18 protein-coding genes are annotated in these 18,487 nt (G+C 68.1%); 3 read left to right on the top strand and 15 right to left on the bottom strand.

All coding sequences use genetic code 11. The features are described 5' to 3' along the window. Positions 1 to 5: 5 nt before the first annotated feature. Genes KY501_RS10020 through KY501_RS10035 form a run of 4 tightly spaced genes read right to left on the bottom strand, consistent with a single transcriptional unit; the run spans position 6 to position 3,311 of the window. The gene (locus KY501_RS10020) at positions 6 to 1,010 is read right to left on the bottom strand and encodes a cytochrome d ubiquinol oxidase subunit II (RefSeq protein ID WP_224362481.1); all 1,005 of its coding nucleotides are present in this window, start codon (positions 1,008 to 1,010) and stop codon (positions 6 to 8) included. Further along, positions 1,000 to 2,319 (bottom strand): cytochrome ubiquinol oxidase subunit I, encoded by a 1,320-nt coding sequence (locus KY501_RS10025; RefSeq protein ID WP_224362482.1) that lies wholly within the window; start codon positions 2,317 to 2,319, stop codon positions 1,000 to 1,002. The genes KY501_RS10020 and KY501_RS10025 overlap by 11 nt, the downstream gene beginning before the upstream one ends. Before the next feature lie 48 nt (positions 2,320 to 2,367). After that, positions 2,368 to 2,910, bottom strand: a complete 543-nt coding sequence (locus tag KY501_RS10030; protein WP_224362483.1) for a hypothetical protein — start codon at positions 2,908 to 2,910, stop codon at positions 2,368 to 2,370. After that, positions 2,907 to 3,311, bottom strand: a complete 405-nt coding sequence (locus KY501_RS10035; protein ID WP_224362484.1) for a phage holin family protein — start codon at positions 3,309 to 3,311, stop codon at positions 2,907 to 2,909. The genes KY501_RS10030 and KY501_RS10035 overlap by 4 nt, the downstream gene beginning before the upstream one ends. 276 nt (positions 3,312 to 3,587) lie before the next feature. Here KY501_RS10035 and KY501_RS10040 point away from each other — a divergent pair, with 276 nt between their 5' ends. From KY501_RS10040 to KY501_RS10050, 3 genes are read left to right on the top strand one after another with little or no spacing between them, the layout of a single operon-like run. Beyond that, complete coding sequence (locus KY501_RS10040) at positions 3,588 to 4,382, top strand: hypothetical protein (protein WP_224362485.1); 795 nt, start codon at positions 3,588 to 3,590, stop codon at positions 4,380 to 4,382. After that, entirely contained in the window at positions 4,382 to 6,928 is a 2,547-nt protein-coding gene (locus tag KY501_RS10045; protein ID WP_224362487.1) for an RCC1-like domain-containing protein, read from the top strand. The genes KY501_RS10040 and KY501_RS10045 overlap by 1 nt, the downstream gene beginning before the upstream one ends. Positions 6,929 to 6,943: 15 nt before the next feature. Continuing rightward, a complete protein-coding gene (locus KY501_RS10050) occupies positions 6,944 to 9,511 on the top strand; it encodes an RCC1 domain-containing protein (RefSeq protein ID WP_224362489.1) in 2,568 nt (855 codons plus the stop codon). Between the two features lie 23 nt (positions 9,512 to 9,534). On the opposite strand, the gene KY501_RS10055 is transcribed toward KY501_RS10050, so the two are convergent. The 11 genes from KY501_RS10055 to atpG form a co-directional block, all read right to left on the bottom strand. After that, positions 9,535 to 10,563 carry an ADP-ribosylglycohydrolase family protein gene (locus tag KY501_RS10055; protein WP_224362491.1) on the bottom strand — a complete coding sequence of 343 codons (1,029 nt, stop codon included), beginning with the start codon at positions 10,561 to 10,563 and terminating at the stop codon, positions 9,535 to 9,537. 58 nt (positions 10,564 to 10,621) lie between these two features. After that, positions 10,622 to 10,879 carry a hypothetical protein gene (locus KY501_RS10060; RefSeq protein ID WP_224362493.1) on the bottom strand — a complete coding sequence of 86 codons (258 nt, stop codon included), beginning with the start codon at positions 10,877 to 10,879 and terminating at the stop codon, positions 10,622 to 10,624. A 29-nt stretch (positions 10,880 to 10,908) separates the two neighbouring features. Then, positions 10,909 to 11,364 carry an RrF2 family transcriptional regulator gene (locus KY501_RS10065; protein ID WP_224362495.1) on the bottom strand — a complete coding sequence of 152 codons (456 nt, stop codon included), beginning with the start codon at positions 11,362 to 11,364 and terminating at the stop codon, positions 10,909 to 10,911. Next, positions 11,342 to 12,364 (bottom strand): FAD-binding oxidoreductase, encoded by a 1,023-nt coding sequence (locus KY501_RS10070; protein ID WP_224362501.1) that lies wholly within the window; start codon positions 12,362 to 12,364, stop codon positions 11,342 to 11,344. The genes KY501_RS10065 and KY501_RS10070 overlap by 23 nt, the downstream gene beginning before the upstream one ends. Before the next feature lie 12 nt (positions 12,365 to 12,376). Next, positions 12,377 to 12,742, bottom strand: coding sequence for a group I truncated hemoglobin (locus KY501_RS10075; RefSeq protein ID WP_224362502.1), 366 nt, complete (start codon positions 12,740 to 12,742; stop codon positions 12,377 to 12,379). Positions 12,743 to 12,984: 242 nt separating this feature from the next. Further along, on the bottom strand, positions 12,985 to 13,821 hold the full coding sequence (locus KY501_RS10080; RefSeq protein WP_224362503.1) for a DUF6159 family protein: 837 nt from the start codon (positions 13,819 to 13,821) through the stop codon (positions 12,985 to 12,987). A gap of 93 nt (positions 13,822 to 13,914) precedes the next feature. Beyond that, positions 13,915 to 14,319, bottom strand: coding sequence for a F0F1 ATP synthase subunit epsilon (locus KY501_RS10085; RefSeq protein ID WP_224362504.1), 405 nt, complete (start codon positions 14,317 to 14,319; stop codon positions 13,915 to 13,917). A 21-nt stretch (positions 14,320 to 14,340) separates the two neighbouring features. Further along, the gene (locus tag KY501_RS10090) at positions 14,341 to 14,904 is read right to left on the bottom strand and encodes a hypothetical protein (RefSeq protein WP_224362506.1); all 564 of its coding nucleotides are present in this window, start codon (positions 14,902 to 14,904) and stop codon (positions 14,341 to 14,343) included. A gap of 28 nt (positions 14,905 to 14,932) precedes the next feature. Further along, the gene (gene atpD, locus KY501_RS10095; protein ID WP_224362508.1) at positions 14,933 to 16,378 is read right to left on the bottom strand and encodes a F0F1 ATP synthase subunit beta; all 1,446 of its coding nucleotides are present in this window, start codon (positions 16,376 to 16,378) and stop codon (positions 14,933 to 14,935) included. A gap of 170 nt (positions 16,379 to 16,548) precedes the next feature. After that, positions 16,549 to 17,343, bottom strand: a complete 795-nt coding sequence (locus tag KY501_RS10100; RefSeq protein WP_224362510.1) for a prohibitin family protein — start codon at positions 17,341 to 17,343, stop codon at positions 16,549 to 16,551. A 104-nt stretch (positions 17,344 to 17,447) separates the two neighbouring features. Beyond that, positions 17,448 to 18,353, bottom strand: coding sequence for an ATP synthase F1 subunit gamma (atpG, locus tag KY501_RS10105; RefSeq protein WP_224362512.1), 906 nt, complete (start codon positions 18,351 to 18,353; stop codon positions 17,448 to 17,450). Positions 18,354 to 18,487 lie beyond the last annotated feature (134 nt).

Below are 18,487 nucleotides of genomic sequence, written 5' to 3' on the forward strand. Positions count from 1 at the left end.
CACCCTCAGGAGTGAGGGGTTCGGGGCTCAAATGTTCTCAACAGGAGAATGATGGAGGGCACCACGAGGGCGGCCCCCAAGGCAATGGCTACCATGAGCAGGCGCAGGACGCTCGGACTGGCTGCGGCAGCCTGCACGGTGATGTCTGGTACCACGAGATAGGGGTACTGAGACGCTGCCCAACCGAACACGATGAAGCCCACCTGGGCTGCCCCGGCGACGCGGGCCCATTGGAAGCGGCGACGCCACAGCAGCGCGAAGGTCGCCAATGCGGACACGGCCGTGACGGCATGCACTGCGAGTGCGAGGGGCTCGTGGATGAGGCCACCCCAGACCTGAGGTGCGCCCTCGCGCGAGAGCAGCAGCACGCCGAACGCCGCGACGAACACCGCCACCCCGGCTCCAAGGGCCCTGCGCCGGAAGTCCTCGCGCAACGGCTCGGAGTCCGCCTCGGCCGTGAGGTACACGGCCGCGAGAAAGGCGAAGAGGCACAGCGCCAACACGCCCACCGCCACGGCGAACGGCGTGAGCCACGGCGCGAAGAAGCCACTCACCACCGTGCGGCCCTCGACGCGGATGCGGCCGCTGGCCACCGCGCCCACGCACATGCCCAGCAGCACGGGGGAGATGACGCTCGCCACGCTGAAGACGAGCCCCCAGGTGCGTTGCACCCGGTCTCCGCGCACATCATAGGTGCGGAAGGTGAAGGCCGTGCCTCGGAAGACGATGCCCAGCAGCAGCAGCGTCAGCGGCACGTGCAGCGCCACGGTGAGCACGGCGAAGGCGCGCGAGAAACCACTGAAGAGGAGCACCAGGCCGACGATGAGCCAGACGTGGTTCACCTCCCACACCGGGCCGATGGCTCGGGCGATAAGCGCGCGTTGCTCCGCCTTGCGAGGCCCCGCGGCGAGCAGATCCCACACGCCGCCGCCGAAGTCCGCGCCTCCGAAGATGGAGTAGAGGACGAACGTCCCCGCCACCGCGAAGGCCAGGAAGAGCTCAGTGGGCATCCGCCACCTCCTGGCCGGGCAGCGTGCCGGCCACCTGCCGCCCGAGGAGGAAGATCACCACCAGGCCCAGGAAGAGGTACACGAGCGTGAAGGTCCAGAAGGGCGCGGCCAGATGCGACACCGGAGTCACCGCCTGCGAGGTGCGCATCACCCCGTGGATGATCCACGGCTGGCGGCCCCACTCGGTGACCATCCATCCCGCCTCCAGCGCCACCAGCCCGAGCGGCGAGGCCACCAGCCACGCGCGCAGCATGCGCCGACCCTCGGGCCACTCGCGCCGCCGCCAGCGCAGCACCAGCGTCACCAGGGCTAGCAGCGCCATGACGCTGCCCGTGCCCACCATGAGATCAAAGGAGAGGTGGACCTTGGCCACCGGCGGCCAGTTCTCCCGGGGGAACTCCTTCAGCCCGCGCACCTCCGCGTCCGGATGGTGGAAGGCCAGCAGGGACAAGCCGTAGGGAATCTCCAGCGCGTAGGGCGTGGTGGCCGTCTCTTCGTCCGGCCACCCACCCATGAGGATCGGGGCACCTCGCTGCGTCTCGAAGTGGCCCTCCATCGCCGCCAGCTTCTCCGGCCGGGCCTCGGCCGTGTGCTGGGCCAGGAAGTCTCCCACCAGCGGCTGCGCGAGCGCGGTGAGGCACGCCACCGGCAACGCCACCGACAGCGCCTTGCGGTGGAACACCGAGCTCGGGTGCCGCAGCAACACGAAGGCGTGGATGCCGGCCATCACGAAGGCGCTCGCCTGATAGGAGGACAGCAGCACGTGGGCCGTCTGGTACGGCCAGCCCGGGCTGAACATCGCCACCAGCGGCTGGATGTCAGTGGGCCCCGTGGGCGTCGGCGTGAAGCCCGTGGGGTTGTTCATGAAGACGTTGACCAGCGTGACGAAGAAGGCGCTCGCCGCGCCGCTCAGCGCCACCATCACCCCGGAGAAGAGGTGCATGCCCGGCGACACCCGCTCGCGCCCGTAGAGGTAGATGCCCAGGAAGATGGCCTCGGTGAAGAAGGCCACGCCCTCGAGGCTGAAGGGCAGCCCGATGACTTCCCCGTACTGCCCCATGAACTCGGGCCACAGCAGGCCCAGCTCGAACGAGAGCACCGTGCCGCTCACCGCGCCCACCGCGAAGAGGATCGCCGTGCCCTTGGCCAGCTTCTGGCTGAGCACCTGGTAGTCCGCGTCCTTCGTGCGCCGGCCCTTCCAATCGCTCAGCACCATCAACACCGGCAACGCCACGCCCGCCGCCGCGAAGACGATGTGAAACGCCAGCGACAGCCCCATCTGGGCCCGCGCATAGAGCAGATCATCCACGTGGATGAGTCTGCTTTATGCGCGAATCCCTCGCAATTAAATCAACTTCTACTTCGTTGCAGAGCCCACAGCTGCCTGGCGCCGCGGTACGAGGGCCTGCACGGAGTTCTTCGCGATATTCGACGCCAGCGCCGTCGCGAAGATCATCACCAGCTTGCGTCCCAGCTCCACGGGGAGCGGCCGCTCCTCGGCGGACGAGGCCACGCGGTCCGGATGAGACCACGCGCGCTGCATGGCCTTCAGCCGGTGCCGGGCGAGGATCTCCTGCCGGTGCCGGGCCCGCCACACCGCGATGCCCACCGTCACCCCCGTCAGCACGGCGGCCGTAACGGCCACGCCGACGAGCAGATCCCGATGCCGCAGGGCCTGGAAGCGCACGTCCAGCGCCCGGTGGCGCCGCCGGTCGAGCTCCTCCAGCGTCAGCATCAGCTCGTCGCGGATGCGGTCCGCGGTGCGCTCCACCTGCTCGCGGTCCCCCGTGCCCTTGGTGATGTGCTCTTGCGCGGCCTCGGTCGCGCGCGTGAGTTCGTCGCGGCGCTCACGCTTGTCCTGGACATCGGTCTTGTGCTCGAGATGGCCCCACTCGTTCATTGCAGTGTCTCCCGCGCCAGGTCGAAGTCCGTCTTGAGCCGCTCCTGGGTGTGCGGCAGCGGCTTCTTCGGCAGCCGCTTCACGCCAGCCCACGCCAGCCCGCCCGCCACCAGCAGGACGAAGACGCCCGCCAGCAGTACGCCGAGCCATGCGGACAGCGGCAGTGCCAGGCCCACCGCGACGAACAAGGCCGCCAGGCCACACAATGACAGCGTGAGGGCCACTCCCAGCAGGATGCCGCTGGTGCGCGCGGCCTTCACCTCTTCGCGCAGCTCCTTCTTGGCGTGCAGCAGCTCCGCCTTCACCAGCAGCTTCGCCTCGGCGAGGGCGTGCCGGACGAGCTCGGCGGTGCTCAGGGTTTCCAGTTGGCTTCGCTCCAGGCGCTCCGATTCGAGTTCCACGTCTCGCCTCCGCACTTCGGAGGGGCACCGGTGAACCTTGCTCGGCTCCACGGGCCCCTTCTCCTGGGTGAAGGTGGGCAGGACTCTTCAGCCGGTGAAGTCCGCTGGGCGGGACGAACGGCTGGCCGCTTGCCTGCACCTCGGGACATGGAGCCGGTGCTGTCGCGACGCACGCGACTCTCCGAGTCACACCGCCAGTGGCCGACGCGTTCAGGAATGGACGCACCAGCGGTGCGACTCCTATCCTCGTGCGTCATGAGCCAACCAAGGCGTCTTGTGTCCGCCACCCTGGTCGCTGTGCTGATGATCCTCGGAGCCTGGCCGCTGCCAGCCCACGCCCAGGACGAGTTCCAGCGCCACCTCAACGCCGCCATCCGGCTCTATCAAGGCCTGGAGTACGAGCGCGCGCTGACCCAGATCGAGCTGGCCCGTAAGATGCCGCACGGTTCGGATGACGAGGTGAAGCTGTCGCTCTACGAGGGCATCCTCCAGGCGGAGCTGGGCCACCCGGACGAGATGACCGCCGCGTTCAAGTCGGCGCTCCTGGTACAGCCGGATGTGAAGCTGCCCGTGAGGGTGGCGCCCAAGGTCAGCACGGCCTTCGAGTCCGTCCGGCAGCAGGCCAAGCGAGAGCTGGCGGCCATGACGCCCTCGCCGCCGCAGCCGACGAAGCCCGAGGTCGCCGCCAAGCCACCCCCAGCCGTCACGCCCGCGCCCACGACGGTCTCCACGGAGAGCTCGAGCCCCAAGCTGCAGCGCCGCCATGCGCTGATCCCGGCCATCGCGGGCGGGGCGCTCGTGGTGGCCGGAGGGATCTCCTACGCGTTGTCTCGCAGTGAACTCAGCAAGCTGCGAGACAATGATCCGGGCATCCAGAGCCGGGACGCCGTGGACGACAGCGTCTCCAAGGGGAACCGGTACCAGACGATCGGCGTGACGCTGCTGGGAGTGGGCACCGCGGGGCTCGCGGCCGCGGCGGGGATCTACTTCCTGGGGGCTCCGGACAAGCCCGCCACCGTGGGACTCACCACGGATGGGAAATCCGCCTTCGTGTACGGGAGATGGCCGTAATGAGGAGCCAGGAAAAGAGCGCACGTGCTCCCATCGCATGGCTCGCTTCGGGTCTGTTGCTCGCTGGGGTCCTGAGCTGCACGGACTTCAATCAGGAGGGTGAGGACTTTTGTCACCGCAACCCCGTCGCCTGCAATCCGGACAAGACTCCTCCGAAGATCACCGGCGGTGAGCAGTCCGCCACCAGCGTCCTGGGCGAGCAACCCGTCACCTTCGACATCACGGCGGAGGATGCGGAGACGGCGCAGCTCCATTTCACCTGGACCACCAACGCCGGAACGCTCAGCGAGCCGAAGTCGACGGGCACCACCAGTCAGGTGACGCTGACGGCGCCGCTGTGCCGGGCCCTTGGGAATCCCGTCACCGTCACGGTCACCGTCACGGACGATGGTGGGTTCTCGGACCAGCGGACCTTCTCCTTCGTCGTCAATCCGTGCCCTGAGCCCCAGGTCGCGGCAGGGAGCGGCCACTCCCTGGCGCTGCGGGGAGACGGCACCGTGTGGAGCTGGGGACTCAACGTCCTCGGCCAGTTGGGAACAGACTCCACGGTCGTGGTCGTGCCGACCCCTGCGCGAGTCAAGGGTCTCACCGCCGTGACGGCCGTCTCTGGCGGGCAACAGCACTCGCTGGCGCTCCGGAGCGATGGCACCGTCTGGGCCTGGGGGAACAACGACTCCGGCCAGAGCGGGGACGGGACGACGACCCACCACTCCGCGCCCGTGCAGGTACCGGGGCTTGCGAAGGCCATCGCCATCTCCGCGGGCAGCAACCACAGCCTGGCCCTGCTCGACGATGGAACTGTCTGGGCCTGGGGGTACAACAACCAAGGCCAGCTCGGAGACGGGACGACGATCAACCGCACGTCTCCCGTGAAGGTGAACGGCCTGGGCAAGATCACCGCCATCGCCGCGGGGAGCTCACACAGTCTGGCCCTGAGTGAAGATGGCACCGTCTGGGCCTGGGGGCGCAATGGCTCTGGCCAGCTCGGCAATGGCTCGACCGCCAACGTCCCCTCGCCCGTGCAGGTGACGGGTGTCACGGGAGTGACTCACCTCGCCGCCGGCTATGCGCACTCGCTGGCGCTCACGAGCAATGGCGCGCTCTGGGTCTGGGGAGACAATGGATCGGGGCAACTCGGGGATGGAACCACCACCGGCCACAGCGTCGCGGTGAAGGTGACGAACGCCTCCAAGTCCACCTTCACAGCGATCGCCGCAGGAGAAGAGCACTCCCTGGCGATCATGAGCGACGGTACTGCCTGGAGTTGGGGCACCAACAACTCCGGGCAGCTTGGGGATGTCAGCACGACGGGACGTTCCCAGCCCGCTGCGGTGCCTGGACTCACCCAGGTGAAGTCCCTCGCTGGCGGCGAGAGCCACTCTTTGGCCGTGCGGGCCGATGGCACCGTGCTGGCCTGGGGGAACACGGTCGTGGGCCAACTGGGGGACGGTGTCACTGCCCTCCGGCTGGCTCCTGTGCAGGTCTCCAAGCTGACCTCCGTCCTGGCCCTTGGCGCTGGAGACAATCACTCGCTGGCCGCGCTCTCCGATGGCAGCGTCCAGGCCTGGGGGGACAATAACGAAGGACAGTTGGGAGACGGAACGCAGGTGTCTCGCAACTCGCCCGTGGAGGCATCGTTCGTGTCCAACGTGGTGAGCATCGAGGGTAGCAGGAACCACACCCTGGCGAGGCTCAGCACCAACGTGGTGCGGGCGTGGGGAAACAACGCCTCCGGCCAGTTGGGAGATGGGACCACCACGAACCGCTCTTCCTCGGTGCAGGTCTCCGGCCTGACAGGCGTGTCCGCCATCGCCGCGGGGGACTCCTTCTCTCTGGCGGCCAAGAGCGATGGCTCGGTCATGGCCTGGGGCACCAACAGCAGCGGGCAACTCGGAGATGGCACGACCACCACCCGGTTTGCTCCCGTGCAGGTCACGGGCCTCACCACGGGGGTCACCGCTGTCGCCGCCGGCTATGGGCACGCTCTGGCGCTGCGAGGCACCAATGTCTGGGCCTGGGGCTACAACTACTCTGGCGAGTTGGGGGACGGCACGAATACGAACCGCTCCACCGCCGCCGTGGTGCCGGGGCTGAGCGGGGTCACCGCCATTGCCTGCGGCAGTCATCACTCCCTGGCACTCAAGGGCGATGGCACCGTCTGGGCCTGGGGCCGCAATGGAGACGGGCAGCTCGGAGACGGGACGCAGATCGACCGCTCCAGTCCTCAGCAGGTGCCAGGCTTGACGGGCATCACCTCGATTGCCGCGGGCGATACCAGCTCCCTGGTCATCGGTGCCGGGGGCACGGTCTTTGTCTGGGGAGACAACACCTCCGGTCAGCTCGGGGACGGGACGATCACCAGCCGCTCTTCGCCCGTCCAGGTGCCCAATCTCTCCGGCATCACGGCCCTGGCTGCTGGCGAGTATCACGTGCTGGCCCTGCGCTCGGACAAGACGGTCGTGGCGTGGGGCTATGGCGAGGACGGCGAACTCGGAGATGGCTCGCCCACCGTGCGCACCTCGCCCACGCAAGTCCCCCTACCTTGAGAGGAGTCCGCGGTGATGGACTTCAGAAGAGTGTCCCGTCTCACTCGGCTCGCTGCGGGCCTGCTGGTGGCCTGCGCCCTGGGCTGCACGGACTACGACAAGGAAGGCGATGCCTTCTGTCAGCGCAATCCCGCCGTCTGCAATCCGGACAAGACGCCTCCGACGATCACCAGCGCTGAGCAGTCCGCGTCCAGCGCGCTCGGCGAGCAGTCCGTCACCTTCCATGTAACGGCGGAGGATGCGGAGACGGCTCGGCTCCACTTCTCCTGGACGGCGAGCACCGGCACCCTCGCCGAGCCAGCCCACACCGACACCACCAGCCAGGTGTCGTGGACCGCTCCACTGTGCATCCCTGGCGGCGCTCCCGCCACTGTCACAGTGACTGTCACGGACGACGGCGGTCACTCCGTGGAGAAGGCGTTCGCGGTGTCCGTCAACGACTGCCCGAAGCCCCAGGTGGCCGCCGGGGATGGCGCCTCATTCCTCCTGCGCGCGGACGGCACGGTCTGGAGCTGGGGCGACAACACCTCCGGTCAGCTCGGCAATGCCTCCGTCCCAGCGCTCGCGACCCGCCCGCAGCGAGTGCCAGGACTGAGCGCGGTGTCCGCCATCTCGGCCCGCTGGCACCACGCGCTGACCGTGCGAAGCGACGGCACCGTCTGGGCCTGGGGAACGAATGACGCGGGCCAGCTCGGAGATGGAACCGTCGACACGCGCCTCACGCCCATGCAGGTCCCTGGCCTGTCCCAGGTCATCGCCGTCTCCGCGGGCACCGCTCACTCCCTGGCCGTGCGCAGCGACGGCACCGTCTGGGCCTGGGGCGACAACTCCTTCGGCCAGCTCGGAGATGGGACGGTGATCAATCGCTCGGCGCCGGTGCAGGTCTCCGGGCTGTCAGGCGTCGTCTCCGTGTCCGCTGGCCCTCGCCACTCGCTGGCCCTGCGAGGAGATGGCACCGTCTGGGCCTGGGGCCGCAACGGCTCCGGTCAACTGGGAGATGGGACCAACACCCAGCGCAACGTCCCGGTGCAGCTCTCCAGCCTGTCCAATATCACTGCTGTCTCCGCTGGGGAGCTTCATGGTCTGGCCCTGCGAAGTGACGGCACCATCTGGGCTTGGGGAAACAACTACTCCGGCCAGCTCGGAGATGGGACCTACACCACTCACTTCACCCCCGCGCAGGTGGTGGGGCTCTCCAATGTCCTGGCCATCGATGCAAGCTCTCCATATGGATCCGAGAGTTCCTCCTCGGGCTTCTCCCACTCGCTGGCCGTGCGGGAGGATGGAACCGTCTGGGCCTGGGGCAACAACTCCTCCGGGCAGCTCGGGGAGGGATCGAACGCGAATCACGTCACGCCCGTTCAAGTCTCTGGTGTCTCCAATGGACTGAGGGTGGCCGGTGGCGGACGCCACTCACTGGCCTTGAGCCGAGAGGGTGCCGTGTGGGCGTGGGGAGACGCCTCCAGGGGAGCGATGGGAGATGGAGTCCCTGGTTTCAGTCCCACCGCAGTGCTCTTACCGGGACTCTCCAACGTCACCGCCATTGCAGCCGACCGTCACTCCCTGGCCATACTCAATGACGGAACGGCTCGGGCCTGGGGCAACAACTCCTCCGGGCAGCTCGGGGATGGGACGACCTTCAACCGCGCCACCCCCGTGAAGATCTCCCTGCTCAGTCTGGCGGTATCGGCCTCCGCCAGCCCGACCCATTCCCTGTCCTTGGAGAGCACCGGATATGTCCGGGCCTGGGGCGGCAACTACTCCGGCCAGCTCGGGGATGGCTCGACCGACTCCATCCGCTCCACCCCCGTGCCCGTCCAGGGGCTGAACGGTGTCACTGCCGTGGCCGCGGGTGACGCCTACTCGCTCGCGGTGCGCAACGACGGCACCGTCTGGGCCTGGGGCTCCAATTATTTTGGTGGACTGGGAGACGGATCGAGCGGAGGCGGTTCTGGCCTTCCCCGGCAGATCTCGGACCTGACCGATGTGCTCGGCGTTGCCGTGGGCGAGACGCACTGCCTGGCCGTACGCAGTGATGGCACCGCATGGGCCTGGGGAAGGAATGAGGCGGGCGAGATCGGCAATGGCACCTTCAGCGGTCTCTTCCCTCCGGTCCAGGTCCCAGGACTCACCCAGGTCCGTGCCGTGGCCGCCGGCCGCCAGTTCTCCGTGGCCCTGCGCGAGGATGGCACCGTCTGGGCCTGGGGCGAGAACACAGCCGGCCAGCTCGGAAATGGGTCCACTGTCAGCCGTGGCACGCCCGTACAGGTCTCCGGGCTGACGAGCGTCACGGCCATCGCGGCCGGTTACGGCCACACCCTGGCCCTGCGCAACGATGGCACTGTCTGGGCCTGGGGTTACAACGGCGTGGGTGCGCTCGGAGACGGCACGGCGACCAACCGGCTCACCCCCGTGCAAGTCCTCGGACTGCCTCGGATCACCGCCGTGGCGGCTGGCCACTTCGTCTCCCTGGCCGTCGCCAGCGATGGCAAGGTCTGGGCGTGGGGAGATGGAACCTCCGGTCAACTCGGAGAGGGCTTCCTCTCCATGCGCACCACGCCCGTACAGGCACAGCTCCCCTGAGGAGCGGCCCGGGGACGCGAACCTCAGCGCTTGCGATGCAGCGCGAGCGCCGTGGCCAGCGTCTCGCGCACCTGACGGGCCTGGAAGAGCCGGTCCGCCGTGTCCGTCAGGTTGTCCAGGTACAGCACCTGCTTGCGCAGCCGCGCCGGCAGGGCCCGCGTGCCCAGGTGCGCCCCCAGCAGCGCGCCCGTCACCGCCGCCGCCACGTCCACCTCGCCTCCGCAGCGCAGCACCATCGCCACGGCCTCGCGGAAGTCGTGCGGCACCTTCAGCGTCGCGTACAGCGACGTCAGCAGCACCGGCACCACATGCGCCGGAAGCCCGTCCACGCCCTGCAATTCCGAGCGCGGCACGCCAATCTTCCGCAGCGCCGTGAGCGCCCGCACCGGGTCCCACGTGAGCAGCCGAGGCAGGTGCCGGATCTCCTCCGCCAGATCCTTGTCGTGCTCGGCGGCCGCCTTGGCCAGCTTCTCGCAGAAGGCCACCGTCGTGAGCGACTCCTCCTCCATGCCCAGCGCCACCGCCTCGGCGAAGGCCGCGGCCGCCGCCGCGCACGTGGGGTCCTTGTGCGTCACCACCGTGAGCACGCCCGCGTCGTGCGGCAGGCGCTTGTGCCCGCTGTGCTCGAAGAGGCCCACCACCATGGCCCGGCTGAGCACCGAGGAGCACTTGAGCCCCAGCGGCGCCCCCGCGCTCATCCACGGCGTCCCGCCGGCCAGCCGCTGCAGCGACTCGGAGAGCCCCCGGGGCGGCTGGAGGATGACGCCCTCCTGCCACAGCCACGCGAAGTGAGCCGCCGCGCTGCGCCCGTCCACCTTGCCCTCGCGGATGATGCTCTCCGCGGCGGCCAGCATCAGCTGCGTGTCGTCCGAGAACTGTCCCTTGGCGAACTTGCCTCGGGGGCGCGGGGCGAAGTCGTCCGCCAGGTGCGTCAGCCGGGTGAGGCTCGCGGGCGGAATGCCTCGGAGCGGAAAGCCCAGAGCGTCCCCGATGGCAAGGCCCAGGAATGCCGCATGGAACCTGTCCTGGCGCTCAGCGGGAGTCAGCGGCATCGGAGGCGCGCAGATTAACCGACGGATCGGCCAGCACCAGAGCAGAAATCTGAATCGACTACATGTCGCCGTCGCGGCCCAGGTTCACCACCGCTTGCAAGCGCGCGACCACCGCCTCGGCGCCTTGATGCAGGTGTGTCCCATCCCACAAGGCGGGCGTCGCCTTCCCACCCAGTCGCTGGAAGTCCGCCTCCACCTCGGGATAGGTGAGGTTGCGGAAGCGGACGCGGTCCTCCAGGGCGTGGTCGACGACATATTGCCGGGCCACGGCCGAAGGTGGGTCCGCGATGCGGTGGAAGAGCTCGAACGAGGCCACGGTCCTCTCCGGGAGGTTCTCTCGCGGGATTATTGACCGCGCGCCGAGGCGGCGGGGAGGAAGAAGTCCTGGAGATCCTTCCGAGAGCGCTTCACCACGTCCTCCAGCGTGTACCTACCGAGGACGCCGAGGAACGCCTCGCGCGCTTCGTACAGCACGCCCTTGAGGCCGCACGCGGGGGCGATGGGGCAGGTGTTCTTGTCCCGCTCGAAGCACTCCACCAGGTTGAAGTCCGGCTCGGCGACACGGAACACCTCGCCCAGGGAGATTTCCGAGGCCGGGCGGGCCAGGACGATGCCACCGGTGCGGCCGGGGCGGACCTCGACGAAGCCGTGCCGGCCGAGCGTCTGCACCACGCGCACCAGGTGGTTCTTGGAGATGCCATAGGCCTCGCTCACCTCCTGGGTGGACACGAGGCGCTCGGGGCGCGCGGCCAGATAGAGCAGGACACGGAGCGAGTAGTCAGCGTGAAGCGTCAGATGCACGAGGCGAGGCTCCCGCTCCTTCGGGCCGACTGGCGCTCGGCAGGAAGGCATCCGCGTGGATGTCCTTGAGCGAGAGCCCGGCCAGAAAGAGCTTCTTGCGGAGGGCTAACACCAACTCCGGGTTCCCGCAGAGGAACGCGCGCCAACCGACGGGTTTCGGGCACTCGGCGCGGATGAGCGCGTCGAGCGGGCCCACGTGCACATCCTCGCCGAGCCGGCCCTCGAGCACTGCTGGCCGGTAGTGCAGGTTGGGGTGGCGCGCGGCCAGGGCGCGGAGCTCCTCCACGAGGTACAGACCCTGAGAGTTTCTCGCACCGTGAAAGAGCCAGAGGGGTCCGGAATGCCCCTGCGCCAGGGCGTCCCGGACGATGCCGTACAGCGGCGCCAGGCCCGTGCCCGTACCGGCCAGCAACAGCGGCTGCTCGGGGCGGCCCGGGAGGTAGAAGCACTCACCAGCCGGGCCTTGGAGCCGCACCTCGTCTCCCAGCTGAGCCTCCGAGCGGAGCCATGAGCTCATCGCCCCGCCGGGGAGCAGGCGCACGTGCAACTCGAGCCACCCTTCTCCCGCGAGGCTGGCCACGGAGTAGCTCCGGGCCAGCCCATCCGCGCGCAGCAGGGTGAGGTACTGGCCCGTCCGGTACTCGAATGGAGCCAGGGGGCGCAGGCGCACGCGAAGCACGTCCTCGCTCAGGGGCTCCAGCGCTTCGAGGCGCGCGGGCACTCGCAGCTCGTCGGCTCCATCGCCGGCGACTTCCAGCTCGGTGCCGGACTCGGGACGGCAGGAGCACGCCAGGAAGTAGTTGCGCGCCTTGAGCGTGTCCTTGAGCCCGGCCTGGGACTTCTCCGGAACGACGCCGTTGGCCGCACGCATGAGGCAGGACTGGCACACCCCCGCCTTGCATGAATGCGGCACGGAGACGCCCTGCCGCAGCAGCCCGTCGAGCACGGACTCCTCCGGTTCCAGCGGATACCACTGCGCCTCATACCTGACCCGGGACATGGACGCGCCCTCCTACTTGTTCAGCACGTCCGCGCGCACGCTCTCGGCTGTCTTCAGGATCTGCTCGATGAGCGGCGCGGGCACGCCCAGCTCCTGCAGCGTGCCGCCCAGGTGCTCGGCCACGGCGTTGAAGTGCGAGTCGTTGAGCCCCTGCTTCACCAGGTGCGCGTGGCCCTTGCGCATGTCGAGCCCCGAGTAGTTGTTGGGCCCGCCGCAGACCATCGTGAGGAACGCCTTCTGCTTGGAGGCCTGGCGATCCATATCCACGCCCTCGAAGAAGTGGCTGATGCGCTCATCCGACAGGACCCGCCGGTAGAAGAGATCCACTGCCGCATCCATCGCCTTCGCTCCACCGATCTGCTCGAACACGGTGCTCACGTGTGCCTCCTGGCCCGCTTGGACCTAAATGATGCATTTAAAATGCATCTTTCAGCACGCAGAGTCAAATTCCCGAAAGGCCAGGGCCTGACGAGGTGGAGAGGCAGTCCACAGGGGGGAAGAAGGGCTCGCCGGGAGAGGAGCCCTGTCGGCCGCATTGGATCCGAACCTGTCCAACAAGCAGACAGGTTGGCCGCGGTCGCGCCCGACAGGGGTGCCTCTACGAGCGTGGTAGACGGAGCTCAGTTCTTGGGGCGGAAGGCTTCCTGCACCATCTCGGGCTCGAAGCCGTGGCTGATGTCGCCCTCGGCGGCATAGCGGTACAGCGCCGCGGTGTAGATGCCCGAGAGCGTGGCATTCACCAGCGCCAGCAGCATCAGCGAGCCGACGAAGCCGATGACAACGGCCGCGATGATGCCCACGGAGTGAGACGAGAAGGCCAGGATCAGCAGCGGGATGAAGACGAGCACCAGCAGGAACGTGGCCAGCGCGCCCACCACTCCGATGGAGAAGCCACCGATGAGCTGCTCGCCCCACGTCTTCTTGAGCAGCGACATGCTCCGCTTCACCGCATCCACGGGGTTGACGTCCTCGGTCACGAGCACCGGCACCACCAGGAAGGTGGCGAGGTTCCACGCCATGCCGATGAGCCCCACGACAATCTTTCCGAGGAAGCCGGCCCGCTCCTGCAACGCACGCAGCACCATGCCCACCGTCGCCGCGATGAGCGCGTAGCCGAAGATGCTGCCGATCTTCCCGGTGGCGATGCGGAAACCATCCCCCACCGTGGGGTCGCCGCCGCGCAGGCGGATCATCGCCGCGCCCACCAGCGCCGAGTTGCAGAAGAAGATGACGAAGTACGACACCAGGTAGAACAGGAACGCGACGACGTAGGACGCCGCGCCGTGCAGGTGTCCAGCCCCGTTCTCCGTGAGGAAGATGGGCAGGGCAAACCCCGCCGTGACGAACACCAGCATCACCGCGGACACGAGCGGGAAGACCACCAGCTCTTTGTCCGCGCTCAGAACCGATGCACTCGCCTTGACCAACCGCCAGCTATTCGAGAGCCGCTCAAACACGATGGGTACCCCCCTGGGAATGGGGAAACGATACTCCACCTGCCTGTACGACACAGCCCGGCGCCGATTGCGCCCTGGCTCGAAGACCGAAGGCTAGCGGATGCCCGCAGCCGTCATGCGAGCCGTCTCGCGGCGCACGGTGGCCTGCTCCACCTCGTAGCGAGCATCCTCGGGAGACAGCTCCTTCAGGCGCCCCTGCGCGTCGGTGATGCGGCGGCGGGCGGCCTCCACGTCGATGCCGGCGACGGGCTCGGCGCCATCCGCGAGCACCAGCACCTTGTCGTTGCCGACCTCGACGAAGCCGCCGGCCACGAAGAAGGCCTCGCGACGGCCGCCGTCGATGAGCGTGAGCGCCCCGGGCTCCATCAGCGACAGGAAGGGCGTGTGGCCTGGCCGCACGCCGAAGAGGCCGTGACCACCCGGGACGATGGCCTCGTCCGCCTGCACGGAGAGGATGCGCTTCTCAGGGGTGACAATCTCCACGGTCAGCTTGGCCATGTGCTCCTCGGTGCTGCTCGTTCAGCTCGAGAATGAGAGGCGGTACGTCTTCGCACCCACCGCCTCGAACTCCACCTTCTCATCGTCCGTCAATCGAGGGCCCTTGCCGGGAATGCCCAGCGTGCCCTCCAGCCACTTGAAGTGCGCCTTCATCTGCCGCACTTCGCCCAGCTCGCGCGAGCCCTTCAGGAAGTTCTGCAGGCGCATCTCCTGAAGCTTCTGCCCGGTGCGGTCATACAGCTCCGCCACTGTCGCGTTGGCCCACGCCGGCACCCGCACAATCTTCCGCTTGCCCTTCTTCTCCACCAGGGCCTTGGTGCCCTTCTCCACCAGCGGACGGAGCAGCCAGAAGCGCTCCCCGTCATTCGAGGCGAAGTAGTAGTCGTCCACCGTGCCGATGCAGCCCTCGAACTGCCAGGCGGGGCCGCTCTCCTTGCGCATCTCCACCCGGCACTTGCCCGGGGCCTCCTGCACCAACTGCACGCTGTAGATGCCGTTGGCGCTGACGTGAGCCTTGCTCTTGCGCTCCTGGGCGAAACCCGGGAGCGCCAGAAACAGGCTCAAGCTGAGGAGGGCGAGGCGCATGGGGGGCACCTGCGGAAGAGGGGACGACTTACGCCGCCGCCAGCTTCCGGGCGTTGTCGAGCACCTCGTTGATGTCGCCCGCCATGTAGAAGGCGGCCTCGGGCAGCTCGTCGTGCTTGCCCTCGGCGATCTCCTTGAAGCCCTGGATGGTGTCCTGGAGCTTCACGTAGCGGCCCGGCTTGCCGGTGAAGACCTCGGCCACGAAGAAGGGCTGCGACAGGAACTTCTGGATCTTCCGGGCGCGGGCCACCGCCAGCTTGTCATCCTCGGAGAGCTCGTCCATGCCGAGGATGGCGATGATGTCCTGCAGCTCCTTGTAGCGCTGGAGGATGCCCTGGACCTTGCGGGCCACCGTGTAGTGCTCCTGGCCCACGACGTTCGGATCCAGGATGCGGCTGGTGGAGTCGAGCGGATCCACCGCGGGGTAGATGCCCAGCTCGGAGATGGCGCGGTTGAGCACCGTCGTCGCGTCCAGGTGGGCGAACGTGGTGGCGGGCGCCGGGTCCGTCAAGTCATCGGCGGGCACGTAGATGGCCTGCACCGAGGTGATGGAGCCCTTGGTGGTGGAGGTGATGCGCTCCTGGAGGGCGCCCATCTCCGTGGACAGCGTGGGCTGGTAACCCACCGCGCTGGGGATGCGGCCCAGGAGCGCGGACACCTCGGAGCCAGCCTGGGTGAACCGGAAGATGTTGTCGACGAAGAGCAGCACGTCGCGGCCCTCCACATCGCGGAAGAACTCGGCGATGGTGAGCGCCGTGAGGGCCACGCGAGCGCGGGCGCCGGGCGGCTCGTTCATCTGCCCGTACACCAGCACGCACTGGCTGGCCTCGAGGTTCTCCATGTTGATGACCTTGGACTCCTGCATCTCGTGGTACAGGTCGTTGCCCTCGCGGGTGCGCTCACCCACGCCGGCGAACACGGAGAAGCCGCCGCGCTCCTTGGCGACGTTGCGGATGAGCTCCTGCAGGAGCACCGTCTTGCCCACGCCCGCGCCGCCGAACAGGCCGATCTTCCCACCACGGGTGTAGGGGGCGAGCAGGTCGATCACCTTGATGCCCGTCTCGAAGGCCTGCACGCGCACGTCCTGGTCCACGAAGGTGGGGGCCGGGCGGTGGATGGGCCAGGTCTGCTGGGCCTTCACCGGGCCCACCTCGTCCACCGGCTCGCCGGTGACGTTGAGGATGCGGCCCAGGGTGCCCTTGCCCACCGGCACCTGGATGGGAGCGCCGGTGTTCTTCACGGCCTGCCCGCGGGCCAGACCCTCGGTGGAGTCCATGGAGATGCAGCGCACCATGTTCTCGCCCAGGTGCTGAGCCACTTCGATGGTGAGGTTGTCGGTGGCCGCGCTGATGGTGGAGTTGGTCACCTTGAGGGCGGTGTACACCTCCGGGAGCACTCCGGGCGGGAACTCCACGTCAACCACGGGTCCGAGAACCTGGGTGATCTTGCCTACCGTCGCAGCTTGAGCGCTCATGAGTTCGTCTGCCTCTTGCGGAAGGGCGGTGAAAACCGCCTCGCGTCGAAAATCGGGCCCGAGGGTGGGAGGGCGGGCCCCCTTTACCGGGGGGCTCTCTCCGGGTCAAGCCTCGTCGCGGCCCAGTCAGAAGCGGGACTTAAGGGCGCCCCCGTCCCAGCGCCACCCGCTCACTTCGTGTCTGGCTGGTAGACCAGCGGGAGACCGCCGTGGGCGCCGCTGCCCACCATGATGATCTTCGCGTTGGAGCTCTCGGCCAGCTTCTGGGTGACTTCGATGCCCTTGAGGCGCAGGTACTCCTCGGTGAGCCCCTGGCGGACGATGCTCTGGTACTTGGCGATACCCTCGGCTTCGATCTGCTTGCGCTCGGCCTCCTGGCGCTCTTTGTCCAGGGTGAAGCGCATCTTCTGGCTGCGCTGCTCCTCGGCCAGCTTGTCGGCGATGGCCTGGCGGATGGCGTCCGGCAGTCCCACATCTCGCACCAGGATGGCCTCGACGATGACGAACTTGCCCTGCAGGGCCTTCGTCACCTCGTCGTAGATCTCCTTTTCGATCTGCTCCCGCTTGCTGGAATAGATCTCCTCCGGGGCGTAGCGGCCGAACACCTTGCGCGCCTCCGAGCGGACAATGGGCCCCACGAGGATCTCCGCGTAGCGGGGGCCCGTCTGGGTGTGCAGCTCGAAGATCTTGGCCGCCTCGGGCCGGTAGCGCACGCTGGCGTCCACCGTCAGGTCCAGGCCGTTGCTGGACAGGACGTTGAGCTGCTCCTTCAGCTCCTGCACGCGCAAGTCGTAGACGATGAGGTCCTTGCCTACCCGAAGCACGTGCAGGCCCTCGCCGTACAAGTCCTTCTGCGTGCCCTTGCCGAACGAGTCGAAGACGATACCGCCATGCCCGCTGGGCACCGTGCCGCACGTACACCCGGAAACAGTGGCCAGGACGAGCAACACCCACAGTCGCTTCATATGAAGTCCCTCCCTCGGCTCGGGACCATAAACGGCACGGGGCCCACCCTCCAGAGATCTGGCAGGGAAGGCCCCGAGGGACTGCGCACGACTGGGCACTTGGACTACTTGAGCGCCTCGGCGCCGGAGACGATCTCCATGAGCTCCTTGGTGATCACCGCCTGGCGGGTGCGGTTGTAGAACAGCGACAGCTTGCCGATCATGTCCGTGGCGTTGCTGGTGGCGTTCTCCATGGCGCTCATGCGGGCGCCGTGCTCGCTGGCCACGCTCTCGAGCAGCGCGCGGTACAGCTTGATGGAGACGGCCTGGGGAACCAGCCTGTCCAACACTTCCTGGCGGCTCGGCTCGTACTTGAAGTCCACCAGCGTCGGGCCCGTGGGCGCGCTCGGAGCCGCCCCACCCGGAGCCGCCGGAGCCCCCGGCCCGAAGCTCTGCAGCGGCAGCATCTGCGAGACGACCACCTTCTGGCTGATGGCGGAGAGGAACTCGTTGTAGATGATGTAGACGGCGTCCACTTCCCCATTGAGGAAGCTGGCGGTGAGCTCCTCGGCGACGCCCTTGGCCGACAGGTAGTTCAGGCGCTGGTACAGGCCGCCGAAGTCCTTGCGGATGGCCTGGCCGCGGTTGCGGAAGAAGTCGTGGCCCTTGCGGCCCACGGTGGAGAACTGGACGCGCTCCAGGGAGCTGTTCTCGTAGAGGAAGCGGCTGGCGCGGCGGATGACGTTGGAGTTGAAGCCACCGGCCAGGCCTCGGTCCGAGGTGAGGACCACGACTTCGGCGCGGCGCACGGGGCGGGCCGTCAGCAGCGGGTGGGCCATCTCCTGGTCGCCGGAGCGGGCGGCCAGATCGACGATGATCTGGTCCAGCATCTGCGCGTAGGGGCGGGCGGCGATGATGGCATCCTGCGCCTTGCGGAGCTTGGCGGCGGACACCATCTTCATCGCCTTGGTGATCTGCCGCGTGTTCTTCACCGAGCGGATGCGCTTGCGGATGTCGCGAAGAGACGCCATGGGGCCTGTGCTCCTGTTCGGGACGCGGGCCTGCGCTACCCCGGTACGAGGGAGGCAGGAGCCGAGCGGCGCCCCCTATATAAGCGGCGCGTCAGCGGGTCAATCGCGGCCTGCGCTCTGCTGCGCGGGAGGGT

Source organism: Hyalangium versicolor, from assembly GCF_020103695.1.
Classification (GTDB): domain Bacteria; phylum Myxococcota; class Myxococcia; order Myxococcales; family Myxococcaceae; genus Hyalangium; species Hyalangium versicolor.

What these genes read in the sequence shown, in the direction of transcription:
- KY501_RS10085 (WP_224362504.1), bottom strand. Translation starts at nt 14,319, where the DNA reads ATGGCCAAGCTGACCGTGGAGATTGTCACCCCTGAGAAGCGCATCCTC.
- KY501_RS10045 (WP_224362487.1), top strand. Translation starts at nt 4,382, where the DNA reads ATGAGGAGCCAGGAAAAGAGCGCACGTGCTCCCATCGCATGGCTCGCT.
- atpD (WP_224362508.1), bottom strand. Translation starts at nt 16,378, where the DNA reads ATGAGCGCTCAAGCTGCGACGGTAGGCAAGATCACCCAGGTTCTCGGA.
- KY501_RS10030 (WP_224362483.1), bottom strand. Translation starts at nt 2,910, where the DNA reads ATGAACGAGTGGGGCCATCTCGAGCACAAGACCGATGTCCAGGACAAG.
- KY501_RS10020 (WP_224362481.1), bottom strand. Translation starts at nt 1,010, where the DNA reads ATGCCCACTGAGCTCTTCCTGGCCTTCGCGGTGGCGGGGACGTTCGTC.
- KY501_RS10090 (WP_224362506.1), bottom strand. Translation starts at nt 14,904, where the DNA reads ATGCGCCTCGCCCTCCTCAGCTTGAGCCTGTTTCTGGCGCTCCCGGGT.
- KY501_RS10055 (WP_224362491.1), bottom strand. Translation starts at nt 10,563, where the DNA reads ATGCCGCTGACTCCCGCTGAGCGCCAGGACAGGTTCCATGCGGCATTC.
- KY501_RS10070 (WP_224362501.1), bottom strand. Translation starts at nt 12,364, where the DNA reads ATGTCCCGGGTCAGGTATGAGGCGCAGTGGTATCCGCTGGAACCGGAG.
- KY501_RS10050 (WP_224362489.1), top strand. Translation starts at nt 6,944, where the DNA reads ATGGACTTCAGAAGAGTGTCCCGTCTCACTCGGCTCGCTGCGGGCCTG.
- atpG (WP_224362512.1), bottom strand. Translation starts at nt 18,353, where the DNA reads ATGGCGTCTCTTCGCGACATCCGCAAGCGCATCCGCTCGGTGAAGAAC.
- KY501_RS10100 (WP_224362510.1), bottom strand. Translation starts at nt 17,343, where the DNA reads ATGAAGCGACTGTGGGTGTTGCTCGTCCTGGCCACTGTTTCCGGGTGT.